The sequence below is a fragment of the Massilia soli genome (assembly GCF_016809835.1).
Lineage (GTDB): Bacteria > Pseudomonadota > Gammaproteobacteria > Burkholderiales > Burkholderiaceae_D > Telluria_A > Telluria_A soli.
The window spans coordinates 138,395-162,106 of record NZ_JAFBIL020000002.1; the positions used below are offsets into that span (position 1 = coordinate 138,395).

24 protein-coding genes are annotated in these 23,712 nt (G+C 66.1%); 4 read left to right on the plus strand and 20 right to left on the minus strand.

What is annotated here, in order from left to right; all coding sequences use genetic code 11:
- Window positions 1-14 precede the first annotated feature (14 nt).
- Window positions 15-1,163, plus strand: a complete 1,149-nt coding sequence (locus I4X03_RS05070; protein WP_223466666.1) for a sensor histidine kinase — start codon at window positions 15-17, stop codon at window positions 1,161-1,163.
- Between the two features lie 186 nt (window positions 1,164-1,349).
- Here the strand turns inward: I4X03_RS05070 and I4X03_RS05075 are convergent, their stop codons facing one another.
- From I4X03_RS05075 to I4X03_RS05105, 7 genes are all read right to left on the minus strand, one after another.
- Window positions 1,350-1,808: a hemerythrin domain-containing protein gene (locus tag I4X03_RS05075; protein WP_223466667.1), complete on the minus strand. Its 459-nt coding sequence runs from the start codon at window positions 1,806-1,808 to the stop codon at window positions 1,350-1,352.
- A gap of 279 nt (window positions 1,809-2,087) precedes the next feature.
- Window positions 2,088-3,278, minus strand: a complete 1,191-nt coding sequence (locus I4X03_RS05080) for a glycosyltransferase (RefSeq protein WP_223466668.1) — start codon at window positions 3,276-3,278, stop codon at window positions 2,088-2,090.
- A 34-nt stretch (window positions 3,279-3,312) separates the two neighbouring features.
- A complete protein-coding gene (locus I4X03_RS05085) occupies window positions 3,313-5,094 on the minus strand; it encodes a glycoside hydrolase family 2 protein (RefSeq protein WP_223466669.1) in 1,782 nt (593 codons plus the stop codon).
- Complete coding sequence (gene galK, locus I4X03_RS05090) at window positions 5,091-6,227, minus strand: galactokinase (RefSeq protein ID WP_223466671.1); 1,137 nt, start codon at window positions 6,225-6,227, stop codon at window positions 5,091-5,093. The genes I4X03_RS05085 and galK overlap by 4 nt, the downstream gene beginning before the upstream one ends.
- A 1-nt stretch (window position 6,228) precedes the next feature.
- Window positions 6,229-7,329, minus strand: coding sequence for a galactose-1-phosphate uridylyltransferase (gene galT / locus I4X03_RS05095; RefSeq protein WP_223466673.1), 1,101 nt, complete (start codon window positions 7,327-7,329; stop codon window positions 6,229-6,231).
- 157 nt (window positions 7,330-7,486) lie between these two features.
- Entirely contained in the window at window positions 7,487-8,068 is a 582-nt protein-coding gene (locus I4X03_RS05100; RefSeq protein ID WP_223466675.1) for a sigma-70 family RNA polymerase sigma factor, read from the minus strand.
- A 147-nt stretch (window positions 8,069-8,215) separates the two neighbouring features.
- Window positions 8,216-9,505 carry a D-amino acid dehydrogenase gene (locus I4X03_RS05105; RefSeq protein ID WP_223466677.1) on the minus strand — a complete coding sequence of 430 codons (1,290 nt, stop codon included), beginning with the start codon at window positions 9,503-9,505 and terminating at the stop codon, window positions 8,216-8,218.
- Between the two features lie 108 nt (window positions 9,506-9,613).
- On the opposite strand from I4X03_RS05105, the gene I4X03_RS05110 reads away from it, so the two are divergent.
- Both I4X03_RS05110 and I4X03_RS05115 read left to right on the plus strand, forming a co-directional pair.
- Entirely contained in the window at window positions 9,614-10,108 is a 495-nt protein-coding gene (locus I4X03_RS05110) for an Lrp/AsnC ligand binding domain-containing protein (RefSeq protein WP_223466684.1), read from the plus strand.
- Between the two features lie 229 nt (window positions 10,109-10,337).
- Entirely contained in the window at window positions 10,338-10,736 is a 399-nt protein-coding gene (locus I4X03_RS05115; RefSeq protein WP_223466686.1) for a hypothetical protein, read from the plus strand.
- Here I4X03_RS05115 and I4X03_RS05120 read toward each other — a convergent pair.
- The 8 genes from I4X03_RS05120 to I4X03_RS05155 form a co-directional block, all read right to left on the minus strand.
- Complete coding sequence (locus tag I4X03_RS05120) at window positions 10,718-11,737, minus strand: asparaginase (protein WP_223466688.1); 1,020 nt, start codon at window positions 11,735-11,737, stop codon at window positions 10,718-10,720. The genes I4X03_RS05115 and I4X03_RS05120 overlap by 19 nt on opposite strands.
- Window positions 11,738-11,820: 83 nt before the next feature.
- A complete protein-coding gene (locus I4X03_RS05125) occupies window positions 11,821-13,131 on the minus strand; it encodes an acetate kinase (protein WP_223466690.1) in 1,311 nt (436 codons plus the stop codon).
- Between the two features lie 12 nt (window positions 13,132-13,143).
- The gene (locus tag I4X03_RS05130; protein ID WP_223466692.1) at window positions 13,144-13,653 is read right to left on the minus strand and encodes a hypothetical protein; all 510 of its coding nucleotides are present in this window, start codon (window positions 13,651-13,653) and stop codon (window positions 13,144-13,146) included.
- Between the two features lie 11 nt (window positions 13,654-13,664).
- On the minus strand, window positions 13,665-14,351 hold the full coding sequence (locus I4X03_RS05135; RefSeq protein WP_223466694.1) for a C39 family peptidase: 687 nt from the start codon (window positions 14,349-14,351) through the stop codon (window positions 13,665-13,667).
- Window positions 14,348-14,740, minus strand: a complete 393-nt coding sequence (locus tag I4X03_RS05140; RefSeq protein WP_223466696.1) for a hypothetical protein — start codon at window positions 14,738-14,740, stop codon at window positions 14,348-14,350. The genes I4X03_RS05135 and I4X03_RS05140 overlap by 4 nt, the downstream gene beginning before the upstream one ends.
- A gap of 79 nt (window positions 14,741-14,819) precedes the next feature.
- Entirely contained in the window at window positions 14,820-16,445 is a 1,626-nt protein-coding gene (locus I4X03_RS05145) for a hypothetical protein (protein ID WP_223466698.1), read from the minus strand.
- A 358-nt stretch (window positions 16,446-16,803) separates the two neighbouring features.
- Window positions 16,804-18,147, minus strand: a complete 1,344-nt coding sequence (locus I4X03_RS05150) for a sigma-54 dependent transcriptional regulator (RefSeq protein WP_223466700.1) — start codon at window positions 18,145-18,147, stop codon at window positions 16,804-16,806.
- 79 nt (window positions 18,148-18,226) lie between these two features.
- The gene (locus I4X03_RS05155) at window positions 18,227-19,084 is read right to left on the minus strand and encodes a pirin family protein (protein ID WP_223466701.1); all 858 of its coding nucleotides are present in this window, start codon (window positions 19,082-19,084) and stop codon (window positions 18,227-18,229) included.
- 304 nt (window positions 19,085-19,388) lie between these two features.
- Between I4X03_RS05155 and I4X03_RS05160 the strand changes: the two genes are divergently transcribed.
- Window positions 19,389-20,465: a TraB/GumN family protein gene (locus I4X03_RS05160; RefSeq protein ID WP_223466703.1), complete on the plus strand. Its 1,077-nt coding sequence runs from the start codon at window positions 19,389-19,391 to the stop codon at window positions 20,463-20,465.
- On the opposite strand, the gene I4X03_RS05165 is transcribed toward I4X03_RS05160, so the two are convergent.
- The 5 genes from I4X03_RS05165 to I4X03_RS05185 all read right to left on the minus strand — a co-directional run bounded on the left by I4X03_RS05165 (window position 20,437) and on the right by I4X03_RS05185 (window position 23,700).
- The gene (locus I4X03_RS05165) at window positions 20,437-20,970 is read right to left on the minus strand and encodes a hypothetical protein (protein ID WP_223466705.1); all 534 of its coding nucleotides are present in this window, start codon (window positions 20,968-20,970) and stop codon (window positions 20,437-20,439) included. The two genes, I4X03_RS05160 and I4X03_RS05165, sit on opposite strands and share 29 nt — an antisense overlap.
- A 158-nt stretch (window positions 20,971-21,128) precedes the next feature.
- Window positions 21,129-21,536: a VanZ family protein gene (locus I4X03_RS05170; protein ID WP_223466713.1), complete on the minus strand. Its 408-nt coding sequence runs from the start codon at window positions 21,534-21,536 to the stop codon at window positions 21,129-21,131.
- Window positions 21,537-21,606: 70 nt separating this feature from the next.
- Window positions 21,607-21,930, minus strand: coding sequence for a hypothetical protein (locus tag I4X03_RS05175; protein ID WP_223466714.1), 324 nt, complete (start codon window positions 21,928-21,930; stop codon window positions 21,607-21,609).
- A 532-nt stretch (window positions 21,931-22,462) separates the two neighbouring features.
- Window positions 22,463-22,939 carry a MarR family winged helix-turn-helix transcriptional regulator gene (locus I4X03_RS05180; protein WP_223466716.1) on the minus strand — a complete coding sequence of 159 codons (477 nt, stop codon included), beginning with the start codon at window positions 22,937-22,939 and terminating at the stop codon, window positions 22,463-22,465.
- Complete coding sequence (locus I4X03_RS05185) at window positions 22,936-23,700, minus strand: SDR family NAD(P)-dependent oxidoreductase (protein ID WP_223466718.1); 765 nt, start codon at window positions 23,698-23,700, stop codon at window positions 22,936-22,938. Before I4X03_RS05185 ends, I4X03_RS05180 begins: the two co-directional genes overlap by 4 nt.
- Window positions 23,701-23,712 lie beyond the last annotated feature (12 nt).

Below are 23,712 nucleotides of genomic sequence, written 5' to 3' on the forward strand. Positions count from 1 at the left end.
GAACGGAAGCTCAATTGACTGACAAAATCATCGGTCTCGCGAACGCGGATCCGGAACAACTATCGGACCTGACACGGGCCGTGCTTGCGCTGCGGCCGAAGGTTGTCGACGCCTGGAAGTCCAATGTCCAGTTCGAACTCGGCAGGGCCGATGAGCTGGAACCGCCGATCCTCGAGAACACGATGCCGTCGTTTCACGACAGCCTGGCCTTGCTGCTGACGCCCGCGTTTCATGGCCGCGGCGAAGTCGATATCGCGGTGGTCGCCGCAGAGCATGGTGGCGAGCGGGCGCGCCTGACGCGCTACGACACGACCACGCTGATCCATGAACTGCAGATTTTCCGGCGCGTGTTTTTCCAGGCGCTGCATGACCAGGACGTCCAGCTGACGCCGGTGCAAAGCAATGCCATCCACGTCAGCATCGACAGCGCGATACGCGACAGCGCCAACGCCTTCGCCGGCGTGCAGGCCGCGCTGCGCGAGCAGTTCGCCGCCGCGATGGTGCATGACCTGCGCACGCCGCTGGCCAACGCCCATCTCGCCGCGGAACTGATCCTGCGCGCGGCGACGCTGCCGCAAGCCCAGGGCCTGGCCCGCCGCGTTTTGCAGAACACGGCACGCATTGAAACCATGGCGCGCGAATTGCTCGACAACCTGCTGTTCGTCGGCGGCGAAGGATTGCCGCTGCGCATAGAGCAGTTCGACATGGCGGCCCTCGCCACCGAGACGGTCGAGCATGCCGCCACCTTCCACGGCATCGATATCCGCCTCGAGGCGGTCGCGGCCGTGGGCCACTGGTGCCGCGGATCGATGCAGCGCGCGCTGGAAAACCTGGTGAGCAATGCGATCAAGCATGGCGAGCCCGCCGCGCTGGTCCAGCTATGGGTCGAGAAGACAGCGAGCCGGATCAAGGTGTCGCTGCATAACGAGGGCAAGCCGATCCCGATCGAGGATACCGAGAGCCTGTTCCAGATGTATCACCGGGCGGAAGCGGCGCGCAGCGAAAGTATCGGCTGGGGTGTCGGACTGCCGTTCGTTCGCCAGGTCGCGGAGAGTCATGGCGGCAGCGTGCTGGTGTCGAGCACCTCCGAAGGCGGTACGACGTTCTCGATCGACATGCCGCTCGATGCGCGGCCCTTTGTGGACGCACCGATGGTTGGATAAGCAAATTGGACTGATGCACGCTTGCGCGTGGAGTTACACCCGATTATGTCGCTGCGATGATGCGGTATTGGCAAGCGGCAGAGATATCGGTAATTTGTACGAGAAGGGTCTTGTTGCGGAAAGAATTTTGGGCACAGCATTGAAGCCCGTCGTTCCCGCTTGAGGCGGGAACGACCTTGCCGCCGATTAAGCGGCGCTGGCCATCAATTCTTCCTTGCGCGCTGCCATCTCTTCACCCAATGCAACGAGGTCGACCTTGGTTTTGCGCACTTTCGGGAACATCTCGCCTTCTTCTTCCTCGACGTGGTGCTCGATCTGCTCGGACAGCACCTTCACCTTGGCATCGTACAGGTCGTCGCCCGGGTCCATTTCGCTGATCTGCGCGATCAACTCCTTGGCGCTGGCATGCTCAACAACCGCCTCGTCCATCAAGTCCTCGTCCTTGATCGGTGCGCGCACCGCCGGGTAAAAGATCTCTTCCTCGACCTGGGCGTGCACGGTCAGCTCAAGGCAGATCTGATCGGCGATCTTCTTCTTGTTAACCTTGGAACGGTCGCTCAATTTGTCGAATTTCTCGAACAGGTCCTTGACCTTCTTGTGGTCTTCGATCAGCAGCGCAATCGCGTCATTTTTTTCCGTCTTCATGTGGTTTCCCCTGTGTATGTGGTTAGTTGCAGTGTTGGTATGTTGTCAGCGCGGTCAATGTTGGTATGTGCGTGGACGTACGCACGACAAGGGATAGGACCGAGCCGGGATGTACGCCTACACATGCGCGAGAACGATCGCCACTGTTCTCGTTCTTGCGGCAACGACACGCTGTGCCCGGTCGGCGTGAATTGCACACTGACCAGTGACATCGCCAAAAAAAATCGCGCTACAGGCAGGGCCGGTAGCGCGAAGTTCTGTTGGCTAGCCTGTCCGGCTTCAGGCCACGTGGGCCTTGAGGGGAGCCGCTGAAGCAACTCCCTTGTCCTGCTTGTGATCCTGGGGCGACAACAAGGGCGACGACGCCGCTTTCGGTCCGCGCGGCTCGGCGTCGATTAGCGCCTTCATGCGCTCGACGGTCACGTCCCACGAGGTACCGGCAACCACGGCGCGCATCGCATCGACCATCGTGGCTTTCTGTTCGGCCGTCATGTTGACGGCGGCGTCGCAGGCGGCGATGAATTCGTCGTGGGTTTCGGCGATCGCGACGACGTGGCCGTACGGCACCTTGACATCGGTGATCGGCGTCGACACGCATGGCAGTTCTGCCGCCATGTATTCAAGCACCTTGGTCGGGCTGATGAACTTGGTCGAGTCGTTCAGCGCGAACGGCAGCAGGCAGACATCCCACGCAGCGAGGAAGGTCGGCAGCGCGTCGTACGACTGCTGGCCCATGTAGTGGATGTTGGGGCGCTGCGGCAGCGACGCCGGGTCGATCTTGACGACCGGTCCGACCAGTACGATGTGGTATTCCGGACGTGCGTCGGCCAGCGCGGTCAGCAGGTCGATGTCGAAACGTTCGTCGATCACGCCGTAGAAACCGAGCCGCGGATGCGGAATGCCGTCATGCGACGCGTGCGCGATGCTGCGGTCGAGCGATTTGCGGAAGTGGGCGGCGTCGACGCTGCTCGAGAAGCAGTGGGCGTTGTCGTGGCGCTCGCGCTTGGCTTCGTACAGGCTTGGCCCGCCGGTGAAAACGATGTCGGCCAGGCCGAGCAGGGCGCTTTCGCGCTGCAGCAGCTGCTTCGGCGAATTCTTGAAAGCGGCCAGTTCATCCATGCAGTCGTAGACGACCAGCGATGGGTCGAGGTCTTGCAGCAGCGGCAGTGCCATCGGCGTGTAGAACCAGACGATCGGCTGTTCGCCGTCGGGCACCAGGTCGGCCAGCAATGGCTTAAGCGACGGAATCTGGTCGTCGTGGAAGCCCCATACCGCGATGTTGGTGTGCGGCTGGCAGACGGTGACGTTGGGGGCGACCTCGGTTTTCTTGAGGAAGTTGACGCCGTCATGGTGGATTGGCTCCTCGACCATGATGATGTTGTAGTGCTTCGCCAGGCGCGTCAGCAGGTGCTGAGGGCGCTGGAAGACGAAGTCCCAGCGCAAGTGGCAGAAAACGATAATTGTAGGCATGAACTTCCTTTCGGGCCCGGTGCGGGCGTTTTAGTTAGATACGGGTGACATCGATTCGGGTACCTCGCGTTGCCGCACTGATCTGTTCTATCGGGATCTTTGGGGTGCGGTCTGCATACAGCAAGCCATTGGCTTCCTGGAACGTGTCGGCGAATTGGGTATAGCAAAAGCCGCTGAACATGAAGGTCTCGTTGACGACCTTCAGCAAGCTGCTGTACAGCGCGGAAAATTCCTCTTCCGTGTGGGCACGGGAATAACCCCAGGTGCCGGTTTCCCTGGCCTTCGACTTGTCGAAGGCGATGCCGCCGAACTCGGTGAGCACGATCGGCTGGCCCCTGTGCGGGAAGCCATCCAGGGTCAGGATGCGGCCGCCCGGGCGGCGCTGGTCGAACAGCGTGCGTACCGGATCGGCCACTTCATACTTGGCGCGCAGCTTCTCCGGATCGCACTCGTAGTCGTGGATGCCGAGGATGTCGGTGGCCGATGCCTCCCAGCCATCGTTGCCGATGACGGGGCGGGTCGCGTCGAGCGTGCGGGTCAGGTGGTACAGCGCCTCGACCGCGTTGCGGTGGGCCTGGGTCGAGGTCAGGTTCGGCACGCCCCACGATTCGTTGAACGGCACCCAGACGATGATGCACGGATGGCTGTAGTCGCGTTCGATCGCTTCGGTCCATTCGCGCACGATGCGGGTGATCGAGCGCGGGCTGAAGCGGTAGGCCGAGGGCATTTCTTCCCATACCAGCAGGCCCAGCTTGTCGGCCCAGTACAGATAGCGCGGGTCTTCGATTTTCTGGTGCTTGCGCACGCCGTTGAAACCCATGGCCTTGGCCAGTTCGACGTCGCGCTTGAGCGCCTCGTCGCTCGGCGCGGTCATCAGGGTGTCGGGCCAGTAACCCTGGTCGAGGACCAGGCGCAGCGGGTAGGGGCGGCCATTGAGCATGAAGCGGTCGCGGTTGATGTTGACCGAGCGCAGCGCGGTGTACGAGCGCACCGTGTCGAGCAGCTGGCCGCGGTAGCGCAGGGTGACTTCGGCATCGAGCAGCGTCGGGCGCTCGGGACTCCACAGCATGTCGTTGCGCGAATCATCGATGCCGGGATCCGACAGCGCGATCTTGCGGTTCGCTTCCTGGCCGACCAGCTTGTAGATATCGTCGGCCAGCAGCACCTCGCCGTGCCAGATCTTGACTTCGACCATCAGGTCTTCTTCGAGGTCGCCGGCGGCCAGGATTTCGCAGCCGATTTCAAAGCCGTCGAAGTACGGCGTCCAGCGCAGCGAACGGATGTAGGTGTCGGCGACCCGTTCCAGCCACACGGTCTGCCAGATGCCGGTGGTGCGCGGGTACCAGATCGAGTGCGGTTCGAGCAGCCAGTCCTGCTTGCCGCGCGGCTTGGCCAGGTCGGCCGGGTCATCCATGACCTGCACCGTCAGCACCTGTGCGCCGCCATCGCCGCGCAAGGCGGCGGTGATGTCGGCGGTAAATGGCGTGTGGCCGCCTTCGTGTTCGGCCACCAGCACATCGTTGACCCATACGCGCGCCATGTAGTCGACGGCGCCGAAATGCAGCTTGACGCGGCCTTCGCCGACGCCCGGATCGAATTCGCGGCGGTACCAGCATACCTTGTGGAAGCCGGTGTCGCCGATGCCGCTGGCTTTGGCTTCAGGGGCGAACGGCACGGTGATCTGATGGCTCCACTCGATCTCGTCGGTCGGCAGGTGGTAGCGGTGCTCGTCGTCGAACGCGAAACTCCAGGTGCCGTTGAGGGACGTCCAGTTGTCACGGACCAGCTGCGGTCGCGGATACATAAAATCGCTCATTGAGTCCTCGTGTCGGTTGTGATTGGCAGCAGCAGGGCCGCCGAGCGGCCACTGGCGCCGGCATTGAAGCGCTCGACGACCGCGGCGCCAGCCGCAGCGGCGGCGCCGGTGCGGCACAGCGCCACCACCGCGCCGCCGAACCCGGCGCCGGTCAGGCGCGCGCCATGCACGCCGTTGGCTGCGCGCAGCAGGTCGCACAGTTCGTCGAGCTCGGGGATCGATACTTCGTAATCGTCGCGCAGGCTGGCATGCGAGGCGTTCATCAGCTCGCCAAAGCGCGCGGCGTCGACGCCCTCGGCCGCTTCCAGCACGCGCAGGTTTTCGCTGACCACGTGGCGGGCGCGCTCGCGCAGCGGCGGCGCCAGGCGCTCGACGTCGTCCACCGCGGCCACGTCGCGCAATGCCTGCACGCCCAGTTCCCTGGCGGCGGCCTCGCATTCGGCGCGGCGCACGTTGTAGGCGCTGGCGGCGAGGGTGCGCGGCATGCCCGAGTCGATGACGATCAGTTCGCTGTCGGCCGGGATCGGCAACAGCCGCGTCGCAAGCGTGCGGGCGTCGAGGAACAGCATGTGTTCGCTGTCGGCAAGGCTGGACGCCATCTGGTCCATGATGCCGCAGTTGACGCCGGCGTACTGGATTTCGGATTGCTGCGCGATCAGCGCCAGCGAGCGGTCGTCGAGCTCAAAGCCGAGCAGGGCGCGCATGGCGCGCAAGGTGGCCACTTCGAGTGCGGCGCTGCTGGACAGGCCGCTGCCCAGCGGCACGTTGGAGGTCACGTGCATGCGCAGCGGCGGGATCTCGATGGCGCGCTGCTGCAGCAGCCGGATGCAGCCTTCGATGTATTGGGCGAAGCCCTCCGGCGCTTTGTCGTCCTGGCCGAAGGCGACCGCGCTGCCCAGGGTCGCCGAGTAGATTTCGAACTCGGGATTATTGTTGAGCGCTACGCTGACGGTGGTGCTTTGCGGGGTGGCGACCGGCAGCATGAAGCCGTCGTTATAGTCGGTGTGCTCGCCCAGCAAGTTGACCCGGCCGGGCGCGCTTTGCACGGTAAATGGCTGGGCGCCGAAGAAGGTCGCGGCGTCCATGCCGGCTTCGCGCTGGTGTTCGTCGCTATGAGACGCGGGCTTGGCCATGTCAGTCCTTTACCGTAACGTCGACTGCCTGCAGCTCGGCGGCTTTTTCCTCGGGCAGCGCATCCATCGCGAACATGCCCGCGCCCAGTTCGGTACCAGCCAGATACTTGAGGCGGTCGCGGGTGCGGTAAGGAGGCGAAAACTGCGCGTGCAACTGGGTGTAAGGGTGCGGGCGGCCGTCGGTCGGCGCCTGGTACCACGCCATCAGGTAGGGGAAGGGCCGCTGCCACAGGCCTTCGTACTTTGCCAGCACGGTCTTGAGCGCGAGCGCCAGGTCGGCGCGCTGGTCGTCGTCGAGCGAGGCGAAGTCGGGCGTGTGCGCGATCGGCGTGACCCAGACCTCGTAGGGATAGCGCGCGCAGGCCGGTACGAACGCTACCGCGTGCGGACCCTGGTAAATGATGCGCACGCCAGCGGCGATTTCGCTTTCCACCAGGTCGGGCAGCATCGCGCGGCCGTGCTTGTCGAAGTAGTCGCGCTCTTGCGAGAGCATGCGCGCCGGAACCGGCGGAATGAAAGGGTAAGCGTAGATCTGGCCGTGCGGGTGGTGCAGCGTGACGCCCACCTCGACACCGCGGTTCTCGAATGGCAGCACGTATTTGATCTTGCCGGTGCTGGCGAGGCGTTCGGTGCGGTCGGCCCAGACCTGGAACAGCAGCGCGATCCGGCCGAGGCTGAGCGCGCCGAGGGCGGAAGTCGGGTCTTGCGTGAACACCACCACTTCGCACTTGCCGGTGCCGGGCGCGGTTTCCACCGTCAGCTCGGGCGGCGTATGGGCGTCGAGGGCCAGTGAGGGGAAGCGGTTGTCGAACACCGCGATCTCGTAATTACCAGGCGGCAGTTCGGTTGGGGCGGCCGGATCGGTGGTGACCGCCAGCGGGTTGTACTGCGGCGGCGGCTGGAAGGTGCGGTTCTGGCGGAACGCGGCGTAGGTGATCCATTCGCCGCGCAGCGGGTGCCAGCGCAGGTGCGGATTGGCGTTGGCCGGCTCGGCAAATGGGCTTGGCGCACTGGCGATAGGGGCGATCTCGGTGCGGCTGTAGGCGGTGAGGCGGCGGCCATCGGGCTTGTCGAGTTCAAGGGTATAAAAGGTATCGCTCATGGCTCACAGCACCGTTACAAAAGACAGATGTAACAATCGTAACATGTGAGCGTTTTCTCAAAGTTTTCATTTATGCATCGAAACATTTATCGCGGGAATCTCTGCGTTCTCGCGCGCATGTTCCGGCAATATAAGGTAACTTGCGGCCTCCCGGCGCTCAGGAAGCGCGGCTGAGCGGCGCCAGACGGGTGGCGATGACGAGGCGGGCGTTGGCGATCCGGCTACGCACGGTGCCGATGGGGCACAGCATGGCGTCGGCGATTTCCTGGTAGGTGAGGCCGTCGACTTCGTGCATCGTGATGGCCGCGCTGTGTTCCGGCGCGAGGCTGGCGACGGCGCGGTCGACCATCTCGGCCATCTGCTTGCCCAGCAGAATGTCTTCGGGGGTAATCGAATCGGTCTCTTCGGCCAGGTCGGCCGCGTTGGCGGGGGTGGCGCTGTCGGTGCGGGAATCGATCCGGTGATAGCGGCCGGTAACGAAGGCGGTGGCGGTATTGACGCCGATGCGGAACAGCCAGGTGTAGAAGGCGGCGTCGCCGCGGAAGGCATTGATCGCGCGATAGGCCCGCACCAGCGTGTCCTGCAGCACATCCTCGGCGTCCGCGGGATCGTGGACGATGCGCAGGATCAGGCGCAGCAGCCGGCCGCGGTAGCGCGCCGCCAGCTGGTCGAAGGCGCGGCAATCGCCTCGCTGCACCCTGGCCACCAGTTGCTGGTCCGGTTGTTGCTGGCTGTTCATGCGTGTTCCGCGTCCGTCGCTGACTTCGTCGAACGGAAATCCTAGCATGGGTTTTTGAACACGCGGCGTCCATTTCCTTTCGAAAATTTCAGCGACAAATCGGGCGGCTGCGGCCCGTGGCCTTATCCGCCGGTTGAGCTTGCTTCCTTACGCGCTGGCCAGGTCGAGCCGTGCGCTGCGCCCACCGCTGCTGTAGCGCCCGGCACCGAGGTCTTCGAACGGAATCGCCGGGCGCTTGGCCGACATCAGGTCGGCCAGCAACTGCGCCGAGCCACACGACATCGTCCAGCCCAGCGTGCCGTGTCCCGTGTTGATGAACAGGTTCTTCATCGCGGTACGTCCCACCACCGGCGTGCCGTCCGGCGTCATCGGACGCAGGCCGGTCCAGAATGTCGCCTTGCTGGTGTCGCCGGCGCCCGGGAACAGGTCGTTGACGACCATCTCCAGGGTTTCGCGGCGGCGCGGGTTCAGGCGCAGGTCGAAGCCGGCGATTTCGGCCATGCCGCCGACCCGGATACGGTCTTCGAAGCGGGTCACCGCGATCTTGTAGGTTTCGTCGAGAATGGTCGACACCGGGGCGCGCGCGGCGTCGACGATCGGCACCGTGATCGAGTAGCCCTTCAGCGGATACACGGGAATGTCGACGATCGGCTTGAGCAGCGCGGTCGAGTAGGCGCCGAGGGCCACCACGTAGCTGTCGGCCTGCACCAGCTCGTCGCCGCAATGGACGCCGGCAATCGCGTTGCCCGAGATGGCCAGGCGGTCGATCGGGGTGTTGTAGCGGAACTTGACGCCCAGCGCTTCGGCCATCGCGGCCAGGCGCGTGGTAAACAGCTGGCAGTCGCCGGTCTCGTCGTTCGGCAGGCGCAGTGCGCCGACCAGCTTGGCGCCGGCATTGGCCAGCGCCGGTTCACCCTGGCCCAGCTGGTCGCGCGTAAGCAGCTCGAACGGCACGCCGGAGTCCTTCAGTACGTCGATGTCCTTGGCGGCGCTGTCGAATTGCTGCTGGGTGCGGAACAGCTGCATCGTGCCTTGCTGGCGGCTTTCATAATGAATGCCGGCCTCCTCGCGCAATTCGCGGAAACAGTCGCGGCTGTATTCGGCCAGGCGCACCATGCGTTCTTTGTTCACGCTGTAGCGGTCGGCGGTGCAGTTGCGCAGCATTTCCCACATCCATTTCAGCTGGAAGGTGGTGCCGTCCGGGGTGATCGACAGCGGCGCGTGGCGCTGCAGCATCCATTTCATCGCTTTCAGCGGAATCCCGGGCGCTGCCCATGGCGAGGCGTAGCCGGGCGAGATCTGGCCGGCGTTGGCAAAACTGGTCTCCAGCGCAGGGCCAGGCTGGCGGTCGATCACGGTGACATCATGGCCGGCCTTGGCCAGATAATAGGCACTGGTCACGCCGATGACGCCGCTGCCAAGGATCACGATGCGCATGAATGACTCCGCTAGTAGATTTAGATGGATTTTCCAGAATTGCCGCTATAGTATTTGCTTGTAACTAGTGTTTGTTCACGTTTTGCAGCGCATATTTAGCGGATATTCATGAGAATTCAAAAGCAATCGAGTCGCATGCTCGACAAGCTCGACCGCCACATCCTGAAAATCCTGCAGCAGGAAGGGCGAATCTCGATGAAGGACCTGGGCGAGCGGGTCGGGCTGTCGGTGACGCCGTGCATCGAACGGGTCAAGCGGATGGAGCGTGACGGCGTCATCAGCGGCTATCACGCCAAGGTCGACGCGGCCGCGCTGGGAGCCAAGCTGCTGGTGTTTGTGGAAATTACGCTGAACCAGAAATCGGCCTCGGCATTCGAGCAGTTCCGGCGCGAGGTGCTGCGCATTCCGCAAGTGCAGGAATGCCACCTGGTGTCGGGCGATTTCGATTACCTGATCAAGGCGCGCATCCACGAGATGGCCGAATACCGCAAGCTGCTGGGCGACATGCTGCTGCAGCTGCCGGGCGCGGCGCAGTCGAAGAGCTATGTGGTGATGGAAGAGATCAAGGAAACCCTGGTGCTGCCGACCGACGTGCTTGCCTGAGCACTTTGGGCGCGGATTTTTACCGTTCATCCGCGATTTTTTGCCGCCTGCCCCGCACTTTAGGCCTTCAGTCCCAAATCGCTGGCGACACCGGCGCCGCATGCCTACACTGGATTTCAGTCGCCATGCACATCAACCAAAAACATGGCGATCCGATGCAACACCAGCTGCGCGGCGCCACTCCGGTTCCGCGTGTGTTTTGAACAAAAACATTGGATTGGAATCTATCATGCGCACCCTTTACGCCATCGCACTTGCCGCCGCCGCTTCCTTCGCCACCTTCTCGCAGGCCACAGCGCAGGAAGTCAACACCGGCGAAGCCGCCACCGCAGTTCAGATTTCAGGCGTCCCCCTGAAGCGCTACCATCTCGACCGCGAGGCCGAGGAAGACGTCAAGGGCGTCTATGCACTGAACAACGGCAAATCCATGCGTGTCTCGGTCCAGGGCAATCGCCTGGTGGCGGAGATCGACGGCCAGCACCGCACCGCGCTGGTCCCGGTCGGGCACAAGGTCTTCATTGCACCCGGCATCGATACCATCCTGTCATTCGACGAGAAGTCCGGCGATCGCATCACCGACGTGGTGCTGCGTCCGCGCCGCAATGCCAGCTACGCCTTTGCCGACTGAAGCCGGAACACCGGGCGGATGTCGCCGACCACCGCATCGCGCACATTCCTGATCACAGGCTGGCGATACGGTTCGAGGATCGCGCGTTTGCGTGCATCGAGCAGCCCCATCTGCTCGAGCACGCCGACCGTAGCCGTGTGCAGCGCGCGCGCGGCGCCGTCGGCGATCTTGACTGCAATGCCAATACCGGCCGAGCGGATGCCGATCGTTTGCACCGCGTCGGCGCCGACCTTGCACACCCAGTCGCCGTCGCCTGCGATCGTATACGCCAGGTCGCTGCGCGCGTGGCCGGACACCATCTGCGGATGGCCGGTCATGGCGTCGTACAAGTCGCCCATCGCGCTGCCCAGCCGCGGGTCGGCCGCGCCCTGGCCGAGCCGCGCGTACAGGTGCGCCAGCATCGACAGCGGCATCGCGTAGTTCGGCGCCGAGCAACCGTCGAGGCCGGCAGGCAGGCCGGCGGCGCCGGTCTGGGCAGCCAGCGTGGCGCGGATCGCCTGCTGCAGCGGATGGCCGAAGGCGACGTAGCCCGCCGTCGGTTCTCCGTGCAGGCGGCACCATGCCAGGAAGCCCGCGTGCTTGCCGGAGCAGTTGTGGTGCAGCGGCGTCCACGCCTGCTCGGGTACCGGCTGGCCAACCGTGTCGTAGAACAGCGGCACGCCGCAGCCGCACTCCAGATCGCTTTCATCGAGGCCGATCTTCGCGAGAATCGCGCGCACGCCGCGCAGGTGCATCGGTTCCCCCGAGTGGCTGGCGCACAGCAGCGCCAGTTCAGGCTGGCTCAGGCCGAACCTGGCCGGACCGTCCGACAACATGAAGGGCAGGGCCTGGAATGCTTTGAGCGCCGAGCGGGTGAAGGTCATGAAGTTCGGGTCGCCGGCCGACCAGAGCAGCCTGCCGTTGACGTCGACCACCGCGACCGAACCATAGTGGATGTTCTCGGCCACGTTGCCGCTGGCAGCATAGCCGCGGGTGGTTTCGACCAGGGGAACAGGATGCATGGCGATCTCGACGGGAGGGGGAGAACCGCCAATGTAGCGGAAAACCGCGATTTGGCGGCGTACCGCTCGGCCGCGCGCAGCCCTCAGTAGGTAGTCGGAATGCGGATCGACAGCGACACGTCTGGCGTGTCGCGGGTCAGGCCGGCGCCGAGCGAGACATTCAGGGTGCGCTTGTCCGACAGCCGGTAGGAGTAGCCGACAAGCAGCGTACCGAGCTGTGTACGGACCGATCCCGGCACCGGCGCGCCGCCCTGGCGGGTGCGGGCGATGGAGTTGTGGTCGTAGCCCAGGCTGAACGAGGCCTTGTCGTTGAGCGCCAGTCCCATGCCGAAATTAAAGCCGAAGATGTCGCCCGGTTTGACTTCACCGAGGAACTCTTGCTCGCCATTCAGCACGGTCCGGCTGACCTTGCTGCGCTTGACATTGTGCAGGTAGCTGACACTGCCGAAGAACACGGCAGGGTCGGACGGGAACAGCCAGGTCAAGGACGGCTGCAGCGAGTAGAAGCCCGAGCCGGTCGGCAGTTCGAGCGGCAGGCCGGTGCCGGTGGCGTTGTCGCCGATGCAGCGCCTGGTGCAATCGGTGACGACCTCGAATGGGTCGCGCCCGGTGCGCGACTTGAAGCGCAGGCCGCCAACATAGTAAGCCTGGTCGGGGCCGCCGTTGTTGATCTGGTAGCGCGCCGCGATTTCGGCGTCGCCCGCGCCGCGGCCGCTGGTGTCGAACACGCGCTCGACCGAGGTGCCGGTGAAGATCTCGCGGCTGACGGTGGAGTCCGACCGGTACACATAAGGCGCGCGCAATTCGGCTTCCAGGCGGTTGGTGATGCCGGTGCGCACGGTCAGCGATGCGGTCGAGGTGTTGCGTTTGACTTCGCGGACATCCACCAGGCCGATCAGCAGCGCGGGGATGACCGTGTAGCCGACCAGCGCGACCCGGTTGCTCGATGCGTAGCCGAACTGGAAGCCGGGTTCGACGATGACTTTGCCGCGCGGGGTGAGCACGCCGGGTTGCTCGAACAAGGGTGCGACCTGCGGCGGGCGCTTGTCGCGCCCGGGTGGCTTGCCGACCGCGGCCACCAGCGGACGTGGCGCGGCTGCTGGCGCCGTTGTTTGCGGCGCCGCCTGTGGCGCCTGCGCGTTGCCGGTGCCGCGCGTGCTGGCTAACTGTTCCGGCCCGGCCACGTGCGGCGCTGCCTGGACACCGCGCTGTGCGGCCAGGTCGCGCCGCAGCGCATCGATTTCGCGGCGCTGTTCGGCCAGTTCATGCATCACCGCGGCCAGCTGCGCTTGCAGGTCGGTTGGCGCGGCCGGCGCTTGCCCGGCATGCGCCTGCGCGCTGAGGAATACCGCCGCCAGGCCCGCGCCTTGCCAACCGCTGCCGCTTTTTTGCATGTTCTCTCCGGTTCAATTCGGGCCAGCCGCGCGCGCGATGGCGTCGCCCAGGCTGGCGTGGAAGTTCAATGTTTTCAGCATCGCCATGCTGTTGGCGCTGGCGTGTATCACGGTATGGCTCCGGATCAGCTGGTCGTTCAGGCTGTTCTGAATGACCGTGCCGCCCAGCGCCTGCGCCGGCAGCGCATCGACGACAATGTTGTCATGCCCGTTCTGTACCAGCTTGACGGCGGACAGGGCTTCGCTTGTTTGGAGGGCCTGCTCCGCGCTGAGGCGGCTGATATCGGTCAACTGCAGGCTGGTGCGCGATACGACCTCGCCGTTGATGGAAATTTCGCGTTCTATGCCGAGTGTCATCAGCAAGCCGGTATCGAGCGTAAAGCCGCCGCGCGCTGCCGCGAGTACGGCCTCGGCGACCGGGACCCAGCCGGCGCCTGGCCCCGGTTGCGGCGGCTGGGCGAAAACGGGCCAGGCCGGCAGTGCCAGTGCCAGGCAGCTGCAAGCGGCGCGGAGGATGTGCATGGGAGCTCCTGTCAGAATTCGCCGGGGCCAAGCTTCGGCATCGTCACGGCGGCCAGCGAACTGCGGTCGATGCCCTGGCCGAGCGGCGCGGCGGGCGCGCTGCGCCAGTCGGCAACGGTGTTGAAAGCGGGAGCCGCAGTGCTGCCATGGATTACGAACAGCAGGCGGTTGCTCCAGATCGCCTCGAACGCGGCCTGGCTGAGAGCGCGCGCTCCGCTGGACGGGTCGCCAACCAACACCCGGCCGCCGCTGATGCCCTTGATGACGACGAAGTGGTTGTAGCCCTTGTCCGACACCAGCACGATGGCCGGCAGCTGGGCATCGATCAGCTTTTGCAGCGGCAACTGGAAGCCGTCCGCGCGAAAGCCGCGTTCGGCAAGGAAGCGCTGCATGTCGAGCAGCGAAAAGCCCTGCTTGCGGATGCGCGCCTGGTCGCCGCGCATGAACATGCGTTCGAACACCAGCTGTTCGGTGACCGGATGCCCGTAGTGGTGCGTCAGCAGGGTTGCCAGCGCCGCCGAGCCGCAGCTGAAATCGAACTGCTGGCGCAAGGTGGTCGAAAAGCGCAGCTGCTTGATGCCGGCAATCGGCACCTGCACGCGCGCGCCGCCGGGCAGCGCCAGGTCGAGCGCGTGGGCGCTGTACTGCGCTGCCAGCGACAGCAGCGCGGCGCCTGCGCAAAGCCGCAGCGCCCTCATTTGAGCTGCAGGTTGATGACGGTCGCGTTCTGGATCAGCACGTTCGCGCCCGTGTTCTGGATAACGATCGGCACGCCTGATGCGTTGGCGAACGAGCCGGACTGGATGATGTTGGCCCCGGTGGCGACATTGGTGGCGGTGTTGCCGCTCACAGTGCCGCTCAGCTTGGTGTCGCTGGCAGTGCCGCCGTCGCCGCCGCGGGTGTCGTCCAGCGTTGCCGCCCTGGCTGCCGGACCGAACGCGTCGGCTGGCTGCGCCTTCGTCGCTGGCGCGCGCGGCAAGGCGCCGTTGCCCCGGTAACAGTTGTCGGGCTGGCCGGCCAGCGATGTTGCCGGCAGCGCCAGCGCAGCGGCCGTCAAGCCGGCCGCAATACAGCGGTTCAAGTACATAGGTCCTCCTGGTTTGCTACGATCGTCGCTGGCACGCAAACTAGCGCCGCAGCCGTGGTGGCGGATGCGGCGCCGCTGCTTACCGGCCGACGTTGACGTTGGCCTGCACGTTGACGCTTTGCTGCACCAGCGACGAGAACCCGCTGTTCTGGCTGACCACCATGATGCCGGCGGCCGACTGGCCGACGCTGGTCATGGTGCTCGACATGTTGAAGGTGCCGGCATCGACCGTGGTGGTGCCGGCGTTGCCGCCGGTGCCGCCGGCACCGCTGCCGCCGGTGCCTGCGCCAGCGGTGTTGCCGCCGCCTTCGCCGCCCGCACCGCCGGTGGCGCTGCCGCCGTCCGCGCCGCTGCCGCCGGTGTTGGATGCCTCGCCGCTGGCGGCGCCGTTGCCGGCCGCAGCCCCGCTGGCCCCGGCGCCGCCGGTTGCCGCGCCGCTGTCGCCGCCGGCCGCGCCAGCGGCGCCAGCGCCGCCGATGCCGGATTCACCGGTGCCGCCCGAACTGGTGGCGGCGCCGCCCGCCTCGCCGCCGCCGGCGGTGGTGTCGCCGGCCGCGCCGCCGTCGCTGCTCAAGGCCGCACCGGCGCCGCCGGCGCCGCTGGCCCCGCTGCCGCCGGCGCCGCCTTCGCCGCCACGCTCAACGGTCACGGCGCCGGCGCTGGCGTCGCCCGCCGTGCTGCTGGCCGCGCCGCCCGTGCCGCTGTGGTCGCCGCTGGCGTCAGCCGAGGCGTCGCCGCCAGCGCCGCCGTAGCCGCCAGCCGAACCGGGCTCGGCACCAGCGCCGCCGCCGGCGCCGCCGGCACCGCCGGCGCCAGCCGAGGGCATCGTCATGCTGCCGAGGTGGGTGCTGTCGCCACCCTGGGTCGCGCTGCCCGACACCGCGGTGCCGCCCAGCGCCATGCCGCCGGAGCCGCCCGACCCGCCGGTGCCGCCGCTGGTGTCGCCCGAGGCGCCGCCGTTGCCGCCGGTGGCAGAGCCGCCGGTGCCGCCCACCGCGCCCAGCGCAAGGCCACCGGCGCCGCCGTTGCCGCCCAGCGCCGCGCTGGAGCCGCCAGTGCCGCCCATGGCCATGCCGCCGCTGCCGCCGCTGCCGCCGCTGCCGGCCATGCCGCTGGTCGCCGTGCCGCCGCCGCCGCCTGCTCCGCCAGCGCCGCCGGCGCCACCGGCGCCGCTCGTGGCGCCCGAGGCGAACCCGCCGGCGCCGCCGCTACCGCCGGCCGCAGCGGCGCCGGCGCCGCCAGCCCCGCTGGCCGCGCCGCCGGTGCCGGCCGCGCCCGTGCCGCCGGTAGCGGCGCCGCCGCTGCTGTTGCCGGTATGGCTGGCGATGTTGCCGACGTTGCTGATGGTATTGCCGCTGACCGTGCCGCCCAGGCTGCTGGTGGCGGTCGCGCTGGCGCTGTTGAATGAATCGGTGATCGTGGCGGTCGCGGTGGCGCCGTTGTTGGCCGCCGCCGTGCCGGCGCCGGAAGCGACGGCTTCGCCAACGCTGTTGTTCTGATCGGTGCTGTTGTCGTTGGCCTGGATGGCGCTCGAGTATTCATTCGCTTGCGCGCCTTCGCCGCTCTGGGCACTTTCGGCAGTGGCGGTCTGGGTGATCGCGCCGCCGGTGCTTCCGGACGGATTGGTGGCGGTGTTGCTTGGGTTGGCGTAAGCCTGCGCGCTGAAAGCCAGCGTGATGGCAGCAGCCAGGAGAGTGCGTTTCATGTTGACCCCTTAATAAGATTGATGTCGGTGATGTGAGTCCGGCATGTCGGTGCAGCCAGCACTGGCAATGCAAGCTCGGTGCCAGCGCGCCGCTGTGGCACCCAAGTCATTGAATGCAAAGGCGGGCCGCAGGGACCGCTGACGCAGGCGCCAGCGCGCGCCGTGCGATTGCCGGCGCAGCTGTCTCACCCGCGTGACAGCGGGATTTCCGGCGCGTCTGGTTTGCGCTTCGCGCCATGGGCTGGCTGCACATATTTTCCGTATCGAACCGTGTCACTGCGATGTGACAGTCGTCCCGACGCGGCCGGCGACAGCCACTCGGCCGCGCGCGGCGCCCGTCGTCACAGCAGCGTGACGCTTACCTGGGGGCGGCGATGCCGTGCTTCGACATCAGGCGGTACAGCGTCATGCGCGAGACACCGAGGTCGCGCGCGGCCAGCGTGATGTTGCTGCCGGCCCGCTGCAGGCTGGCGCCGATGGCGGCGCGCTCGGCGGCGAAGCGCAGCTCGCCCAGCCCGTCGCCGGCCGGCGCCGCGGCGGCGCCGTCACTGGCCAGGTCGAGGTCGGCGGGCGTGATCTGGCGGCCCTCGGCCAACACCATCGCGCGCCGGATCCGGTTGATCAGCTCGCGGACATTGCCGGGCCAGTCATGGTTGACGATGGCGCGCATGGCCGCGCCGCTGAAGCCTTTGAGCAGGCGCGGCTTGTCGGCCGCATAGCGGCGGAAGAAATGATCGACCAGCAGCGGCAGGTCGTCGCGCCGTTCGCGCAGCGGCGGCACCGATACCGGCAGCACGTTGAGGCGGTAGTACAGGTCTTCGCGGAACTGTCCCTGGGCGACAGCCTGTTTCAGGTTGACGTTCGACGCCGCGATCACGCGGGTGTCGACGCTCAGGCTGCGGGTGGAGCCGACGCGGTAAATCGTGCTGTCCTGCAGAAAGCGCAGCAGGTTCGACTGCAGCTCGCGCGGCAGGTCGGCGATCTCGTCGAGGAAGATGGTGCCGCCGGCTGCCGATTCGATCAGGCCCGCCTTGTCGCGTTCGGCGCCGGTAAAAGCGCCGCGCACGTGGCCGAACAATTCGGCCTGGATCAGCTGGGGCGCCATCGCCCCGCAGTTGACCGGCACGAAGGGCCCCGCGGCGCGGCGCGAGTGCGCGTGGATGGCCTGCGCCGTGACGTCCTTTCCACTGCCGCTTTCGCCCCAGATCAGCACCGGCGCATCCGACTTGCCCAGGCGTGCGACCTGGGCGCGCAGGCGCGTCATGGCGGCGCTGCGGCCGGCCAGGCCGGTGTTGAGCGCGGCGTGCGGCGCGGGATCGGCGTGGCCATGGAGCAGGGCGATGCCGTGCGCGTGGCCGAGACCGTAAGCCAGGCGGTGCGGATCGGCAGGTTCGGTATGGAAGTCATGCGCGTGCGTGCGCAGCAGTTCGCGCCAGGCCGGCTGGCTCAGCGCGGCTGGCGCGGCGAGTACCAGCCACACCAGCTTGCCGTGCTGGCCGAGAAAGCGGTCCAGCGCCGCGGCATCGCTGGCCGCGCCGATGCCCGAGACGAGCCCGACCCGGCAATCATTCGAACGCAGTGCCCGCTCCGCGTCCTTGAGGGTGCGCGCGCTGCATACCGTCCATCCGTGAAGCGCGTCGGGCGGTCCAGCCACGCGGCCGTCGAGTGCAATCCACAACAACTTTTTTATTGGCAAGGTCATCGGCGGCTCCGGCGTAATACCGTACTCAGCTGTGACCCCGCCAGTTCAGCTTGGTTCTGGCATGCCTATTGACGCTGCTCTATAAGGGCGCGCCAAACAGCCCCGCCTGGTAATCGCTGATCGCCTGCGCGATCTCGTCGCGGGTGTTCATCACGAACGGACCATGCGACACCACCGGCTCGCGGGTCGGCTCGGCGTGCCCGAACAGCAGCAGGGCGCCGTCGCTGGTCTCGAGCACGATTTCGTCACCTTGCTCGGACAGCTCGGCCAGGTGGAAGGCGCTGGCCGTGTCGGGCCCGACCGCGACCGAACCGCGCACCACATACAGGAAGACATTGTTGCCCATCGGCGCAGACAGGGACAGGCGCGCCCCCGGCTGCATCTCGATCGTGCTCATGAACACGCCGGTCAGCGAGCGCACCGGACCGTGCGCGCCGTCCCATTCGCCCGCCACCAGGTTGATGGTGGCCTTGCCATCGGCGGCGGCCAGGGCAGGGATGTCGCCGCGCTGCAAGCCGATGTATGCCGGTTGCGTCATCTTCAGCCGCGCCGGCAGGTTGACCCACAGTTGCAGGATCTCCAGCGCGCCGCCGCGCTGGCGGAACTCGGCCGGCGAGACTTCGGCATGGATGATGCCGCGCCCGGCGGTCATCCACTGCACGCCGCCAGCCTTGATCACGCTTTCGTGGCCGGCGCTGTCCTGGTGCGCCAGCATGCCCTCGATAATGAAGGTGACGGTCTCGAAGCCGCGGTGTGGATGCGGGCCGAACGGCAAGCCGCGGTTGCCCTGCGGGTAGGTCTGCGGGCCGTGGTGATTCAGGAACAGGAAAGGATCGAGCTGCTCTATGCCAGGTCCCGGCAGGGGCCGCTGCGTGATCAGGTCGCCGATATCGTCGCGGATGGCCGGATGCAGGCTGCGGATGGTCTTCTGGCTCATGCATTGCTCCTTGCTGTGGTGTCGCGCCACCTTACCTTATTACGGCCCCGTGCGCTGCTGTGGTGCCGTCGGGCATGACCGTGCGCCCAGGCTGCCGCTGCATCGGATGCGTGCGGCGACCTTGCGCCAGTGCCGCGCGGCGCGCCGCCGCCGCGTGCCTGCACTGCGCCGCGGCTCGCGCGCCGGAGCGCTCCCTGTATGAAAACGATAATGCAGCGAAATTTTCTTCGCGTGAAGGTTCCGCGTAGGCATCAGGTGTTCTAAGATAACCGCTCTGTATTTGCTGGTCCTGCCGGAATCCTGGATGTCGCCTTACCTGCCGCTGCCGCTCTGTATTATCCGCTCGCTGGCCGGACTGGTGTTCAGTCTCGCCGCGTTCGCCGCGTCCGGTTCCGAGGGTGCGCCGGAGGCGTCTGCCGAACTCGCCCCGGCATCGGGGATCGCGGTGGCAGGCGCCGCCGCCCACAGCGCGCACACGCTGGCGGCGCAGCAACCGGCGCGCGCAGGCATCCGGCCCGGACCTGGCCACGGCGCGCTGTTTCGCATCTCGCGCGATGGCGAGATGGCTTATTTGTTCGGCACCATTCATGTTGGCGCGACCTCGTTTTATCCGCTCGCGCCCCAGGTCAGCCAGGCGCTGGCCGAGGCTACCCAGCTGGTACTCGAACTCGATACGCGCGCCGACGCCGCGTTCGACCAGGCCGTCGCCAGGCACGCCAGCTATGCCGGCGGCGACCACATTCGCCATCATGTGTCTGCCGATACCTTGCGCCGCCTGGTCAAGGCGCTGCATGCCGTGGGCATTCCGCTCTCGGACGTCGGCCACCTGAAACCGTGGCTGCTGGCAAACATGCTGACCGGGATCGCACTGGAAAAAAACGGCTTCCAGCGCGCCCACGGCAATGAGTCGTTCTTGCTCGACGCTGTACAAGCACGCGGGGCCCGCCTTGCCGAACTGGAAAGCGCCGACTACCAGCTGTCGCTGTTCGACACGCTTGACGAGGATCGTGCCGAAAGCTACTTGCGCGAAGCACTCGATGACCTCTCCAGCGGCAGCGCGATGAAGAAGGCCAGGGCGGTCATCGATGCATGGACCTCCGGCGACGCGGACGCCCTCGAGGCGCTGATTCCAGACACCATCGGCGCCGGGACCGTGACGTCCGACTTTACCCTGCGCACCTTGCTTGACCGGCGCAACCCCGAGATGGCGCAACGCATCGCGCACATCATGAAGGACGGGAAAGTCAGCTTTGTCGGCGTCGGCCTGCTGCACCTGCTCGGCGCAAATGGCTTGCCTCGGTTGCTGGCGCAGCGCGGCTACCGCGTCGAGCGCGTGGTCCAGGCGAGCGCGCCTAAGGACGCTGGATTTCGCCCCCGCTGAGGTTGACCCGGTCACCGCTGCGGAAGGTTGGCGCCGATTCCTGGGTGATCACGCGGGTGCTGCCATCGTCCATGCGCAAGGTGATGCGATAAACCCGGTCGCCGCTGGCGCCGGCGGTGCCCCCAACTGCGGCGCCGGCCATGCTGCCTGCCCCGGTTGCCTCGCCGGAGCGCGGCACCACTTCGATCATGGTGACGACGCTGTTGGGTGCCGCGCCGGTGGACGCTTGCGCACCTGCGCTTTGCGGGTCGGTGGTGGTGGCGGCAGTGCCGCCGGTGCCAGCGCCCATGGATCCGGTGCCGGTGGCGCCGCTGCTTGCCGTGCCGGTATCGCTGGCGATGCTGCCAGTGGCCTGGCCGCTGGTGCCGGAGGTGCCGTAGCCCGCGCTGCTGGTTGCGTCAGGCGATGTCGTGGCGGCGGTGTCGCCCATTCTGTCCCGGGTACATGCCGTCAGCGCGAGTGTCAGCAAACTGGCCAGCAGCACGCTATGTTTTATACGCTTCATAATCAACTCCTTAGGTTGGGTGTTTTCCTTGTGTGCGTGACAATGCCGCGTGCCACTGTGGTAAGAGGCGCGAACACGGCCAACGTTCCAACTTACACAGTCGTTACGTGAGCCAAATCAAACAGCGGACCAGTTCGGTGAATTTCCGGCGCCTGGATCTATCGACCGGCACCGGCCGGTTGTGGCTGGCGGGGCAGGAAAGCCCACAGCAGGGCGGCGACCAGCAGCGCGGCATTGCAATCGACCAGCCAGTCGCTGACGGCGCCGCGGCGGTAGGGCAGGAAGCTTTGGATCAGCTCGTCAATGGCGCCCATGGCGGCCACTGTCAGCACCGACTTCAGCGCGCGCGCAGCTGCGCTGCCGCTGCTGCCCGTGTACAGCAGGAAGGTGATGGCGCCGTAGGCCAGCGTGTGCAGCACGATGCCCGAGGCATAGTTGCCGATCTCTGCGCGGGCGCCGGGAACGGCGCCCATCGCCACGATGGCGGCGTAGGCAAGGAACGCCGCGCTGTAGCGCAGGCGTCGCAGTTTTGGGTCGAGGACCAGCAGGGAGAGCAGGGCAGGCATGGGCTTTTGCGCGCGTCGAAATCGGCAACCTTACCATGCCAGGCCGCACAGCACGCCGGCCGCGCGGCGGTCAGATCGTCAGCGCCGGCGTGCCGTTGGCGTAACAGGCATCGAAGCAGCTTTCGCAGTCGACACAGAACAGGTGGGCGACGCGCACCGACTCCTGGCGCAGCACCAGCTGCAAGTGGTTGGTGGCGCAGTGCGGGCAGGTTTCTCGCACTGGGCCAAAACTGACAGCGTCGATCGCCTCGCCGTCACGGGCGAGCTGGTCGATGACATCGTCGGGATTCAGTTCGCGCAGGATGAGGCGGTCTTCGTTGGCAGCGTGGTGCCGGCGTCCGGCGGGAATCGGCTGGGCATTGCCCTGTACGGGTTCAAGCAAGTGTTCACTCATTCATCTACTCCGGTGACGGCGGCAAGCTGGCCGGGACATGCATGGCAAAGGATATTCATGATAGTGGAAAAACACTCGTCTTCAAGGCGGTATTCGCGGTGCGTTAGACATATATCAAACTCGTGCGGAACCTTTCGCCCAAAAAAATGCCCGCTTTACAGCGGGCAAAACCCAAGATCGGGCCAAGAGACGTGAATTCGGAGTGGTGTGCTGCCGTGAGAGGTCAGCACACCTGCCTGCCGTCACGCATATCGGGTGCGTGTACAGCAGATGAATGGAGTATAGGCGGGCAATATGACCGCGATATGACGTGCCTCAAAGGAATGGCTGCTTGGGAAGAACTTCGCCGGGAGGTGCCGGTCTCGTGCGCAGGCAAAAAAAAAGCCCGCTGGTGAAAGCGGGCTTAAAACTATTTTCTTGGAGGAGAATAGTGGAGACAGGTGCAATTATGCTGCGTCGCCACATATACGTCCAATTGTCATTTTAGATACCAGTCATACCTTTTTGCTATAACTGGGCGGGAAGCGCCTGGTCAGGCCCCGTCCAGCGACCGGAACAGGTCGTCGCGCACGGTGGCCAGCTGGCCGCGCAGGCTGCCCAGCGCTTCGCCCGGGCGGCCGCTGGCGCTCACCACCTGGGACGGAATTTCCTGGGCGGTGAGGCGCAGGCTCCGGCCTGCGGCACTGAGTGAGATGCGGACCTGGCGCTCGTCGTTCGGGTCGCGCTTGCGCGCCACCAGCCCGTTCGCTTCGAGGCGCTTGAGCAGCGGCGTCAGCGTGCCCGAATCGAGGTACAGGCGCGCGCCGATGTCCTTGACCAGGATGCCGTCCTGTTCCCACAGCACCAGCATGACCAGGTATTGCGGATAGGTCAGGCCCAGCCGGTCGAGCAGCGGCTTGTAGGTCTTGGTCATCGCGTGCGATGCCGAATACAGCGCGAAGCAGAACTGGTTCTCGAGTGCGAGGATATCCACCGGCTGCGCGCCGTCCTGCTTCAGTAGGCTGTTCATTCTTTTACCGGCACCGTGTAGTTGAGGGCGAGGCGGCCGCCGTCGACGTACATCGTCTGGCCGGTCATGTAGGAGGCGTCGTCGCTGGCGAGGAAGGCGGCGATCGAGGCCACTTCCTCGGGCTCGCCGCAGCGGCCCATCGGGGTGCGCGACAGGATCGTGCGGCGCGCCTCCGGGCTGGCCATGACGGCTTTTTTCGCCAGCTCGGTGAGGATGGTGCCGGGCCCGATGCCGTTGACGCGGATGCCGTGTTGCGCCAGGTTCAGCGCCATCACCTTGGTCAGCTGGTTGACGCCGCCCTTGGACACCACATACGGCACCTGGTTCGGTATCGCCAGTTCGGAATTCACGCTCGACATGTTGATGATGCAGCCTGACTGGCGCTTGACCATCTCGCGCGCCACCGCCTGGCCGCACAGGAACATCGACTTGAGGTTGATGCGCAGCACGCGGTCAAAGTCTTCTTCCGCCAGGTCGAGGAAATCGGCGGCGTGGGTGATGCCGGCGTTGTTGATCAGGATATCGACCTGGCCGAATTCCTTGAGCGTCAAGGCGAGCATCGCATCGACGTCGGCTTTCTGGCTGACGTCGGCAGCGAAGAAGCGCGCCGCCTCGCCCAGCCTGGCGGCGGCGTCGGCGCCTTCGGGCTTGACGTCGACCATCATCACGCGCGCACCCTCCTTGAGCAGGCGCTCGGCGCAGGCCAGCCCGATGCCCTGGGTGGCGCCGGTGATGATGGCTACTTTATTGGCTAGTCTCATTGTCTGATCCAT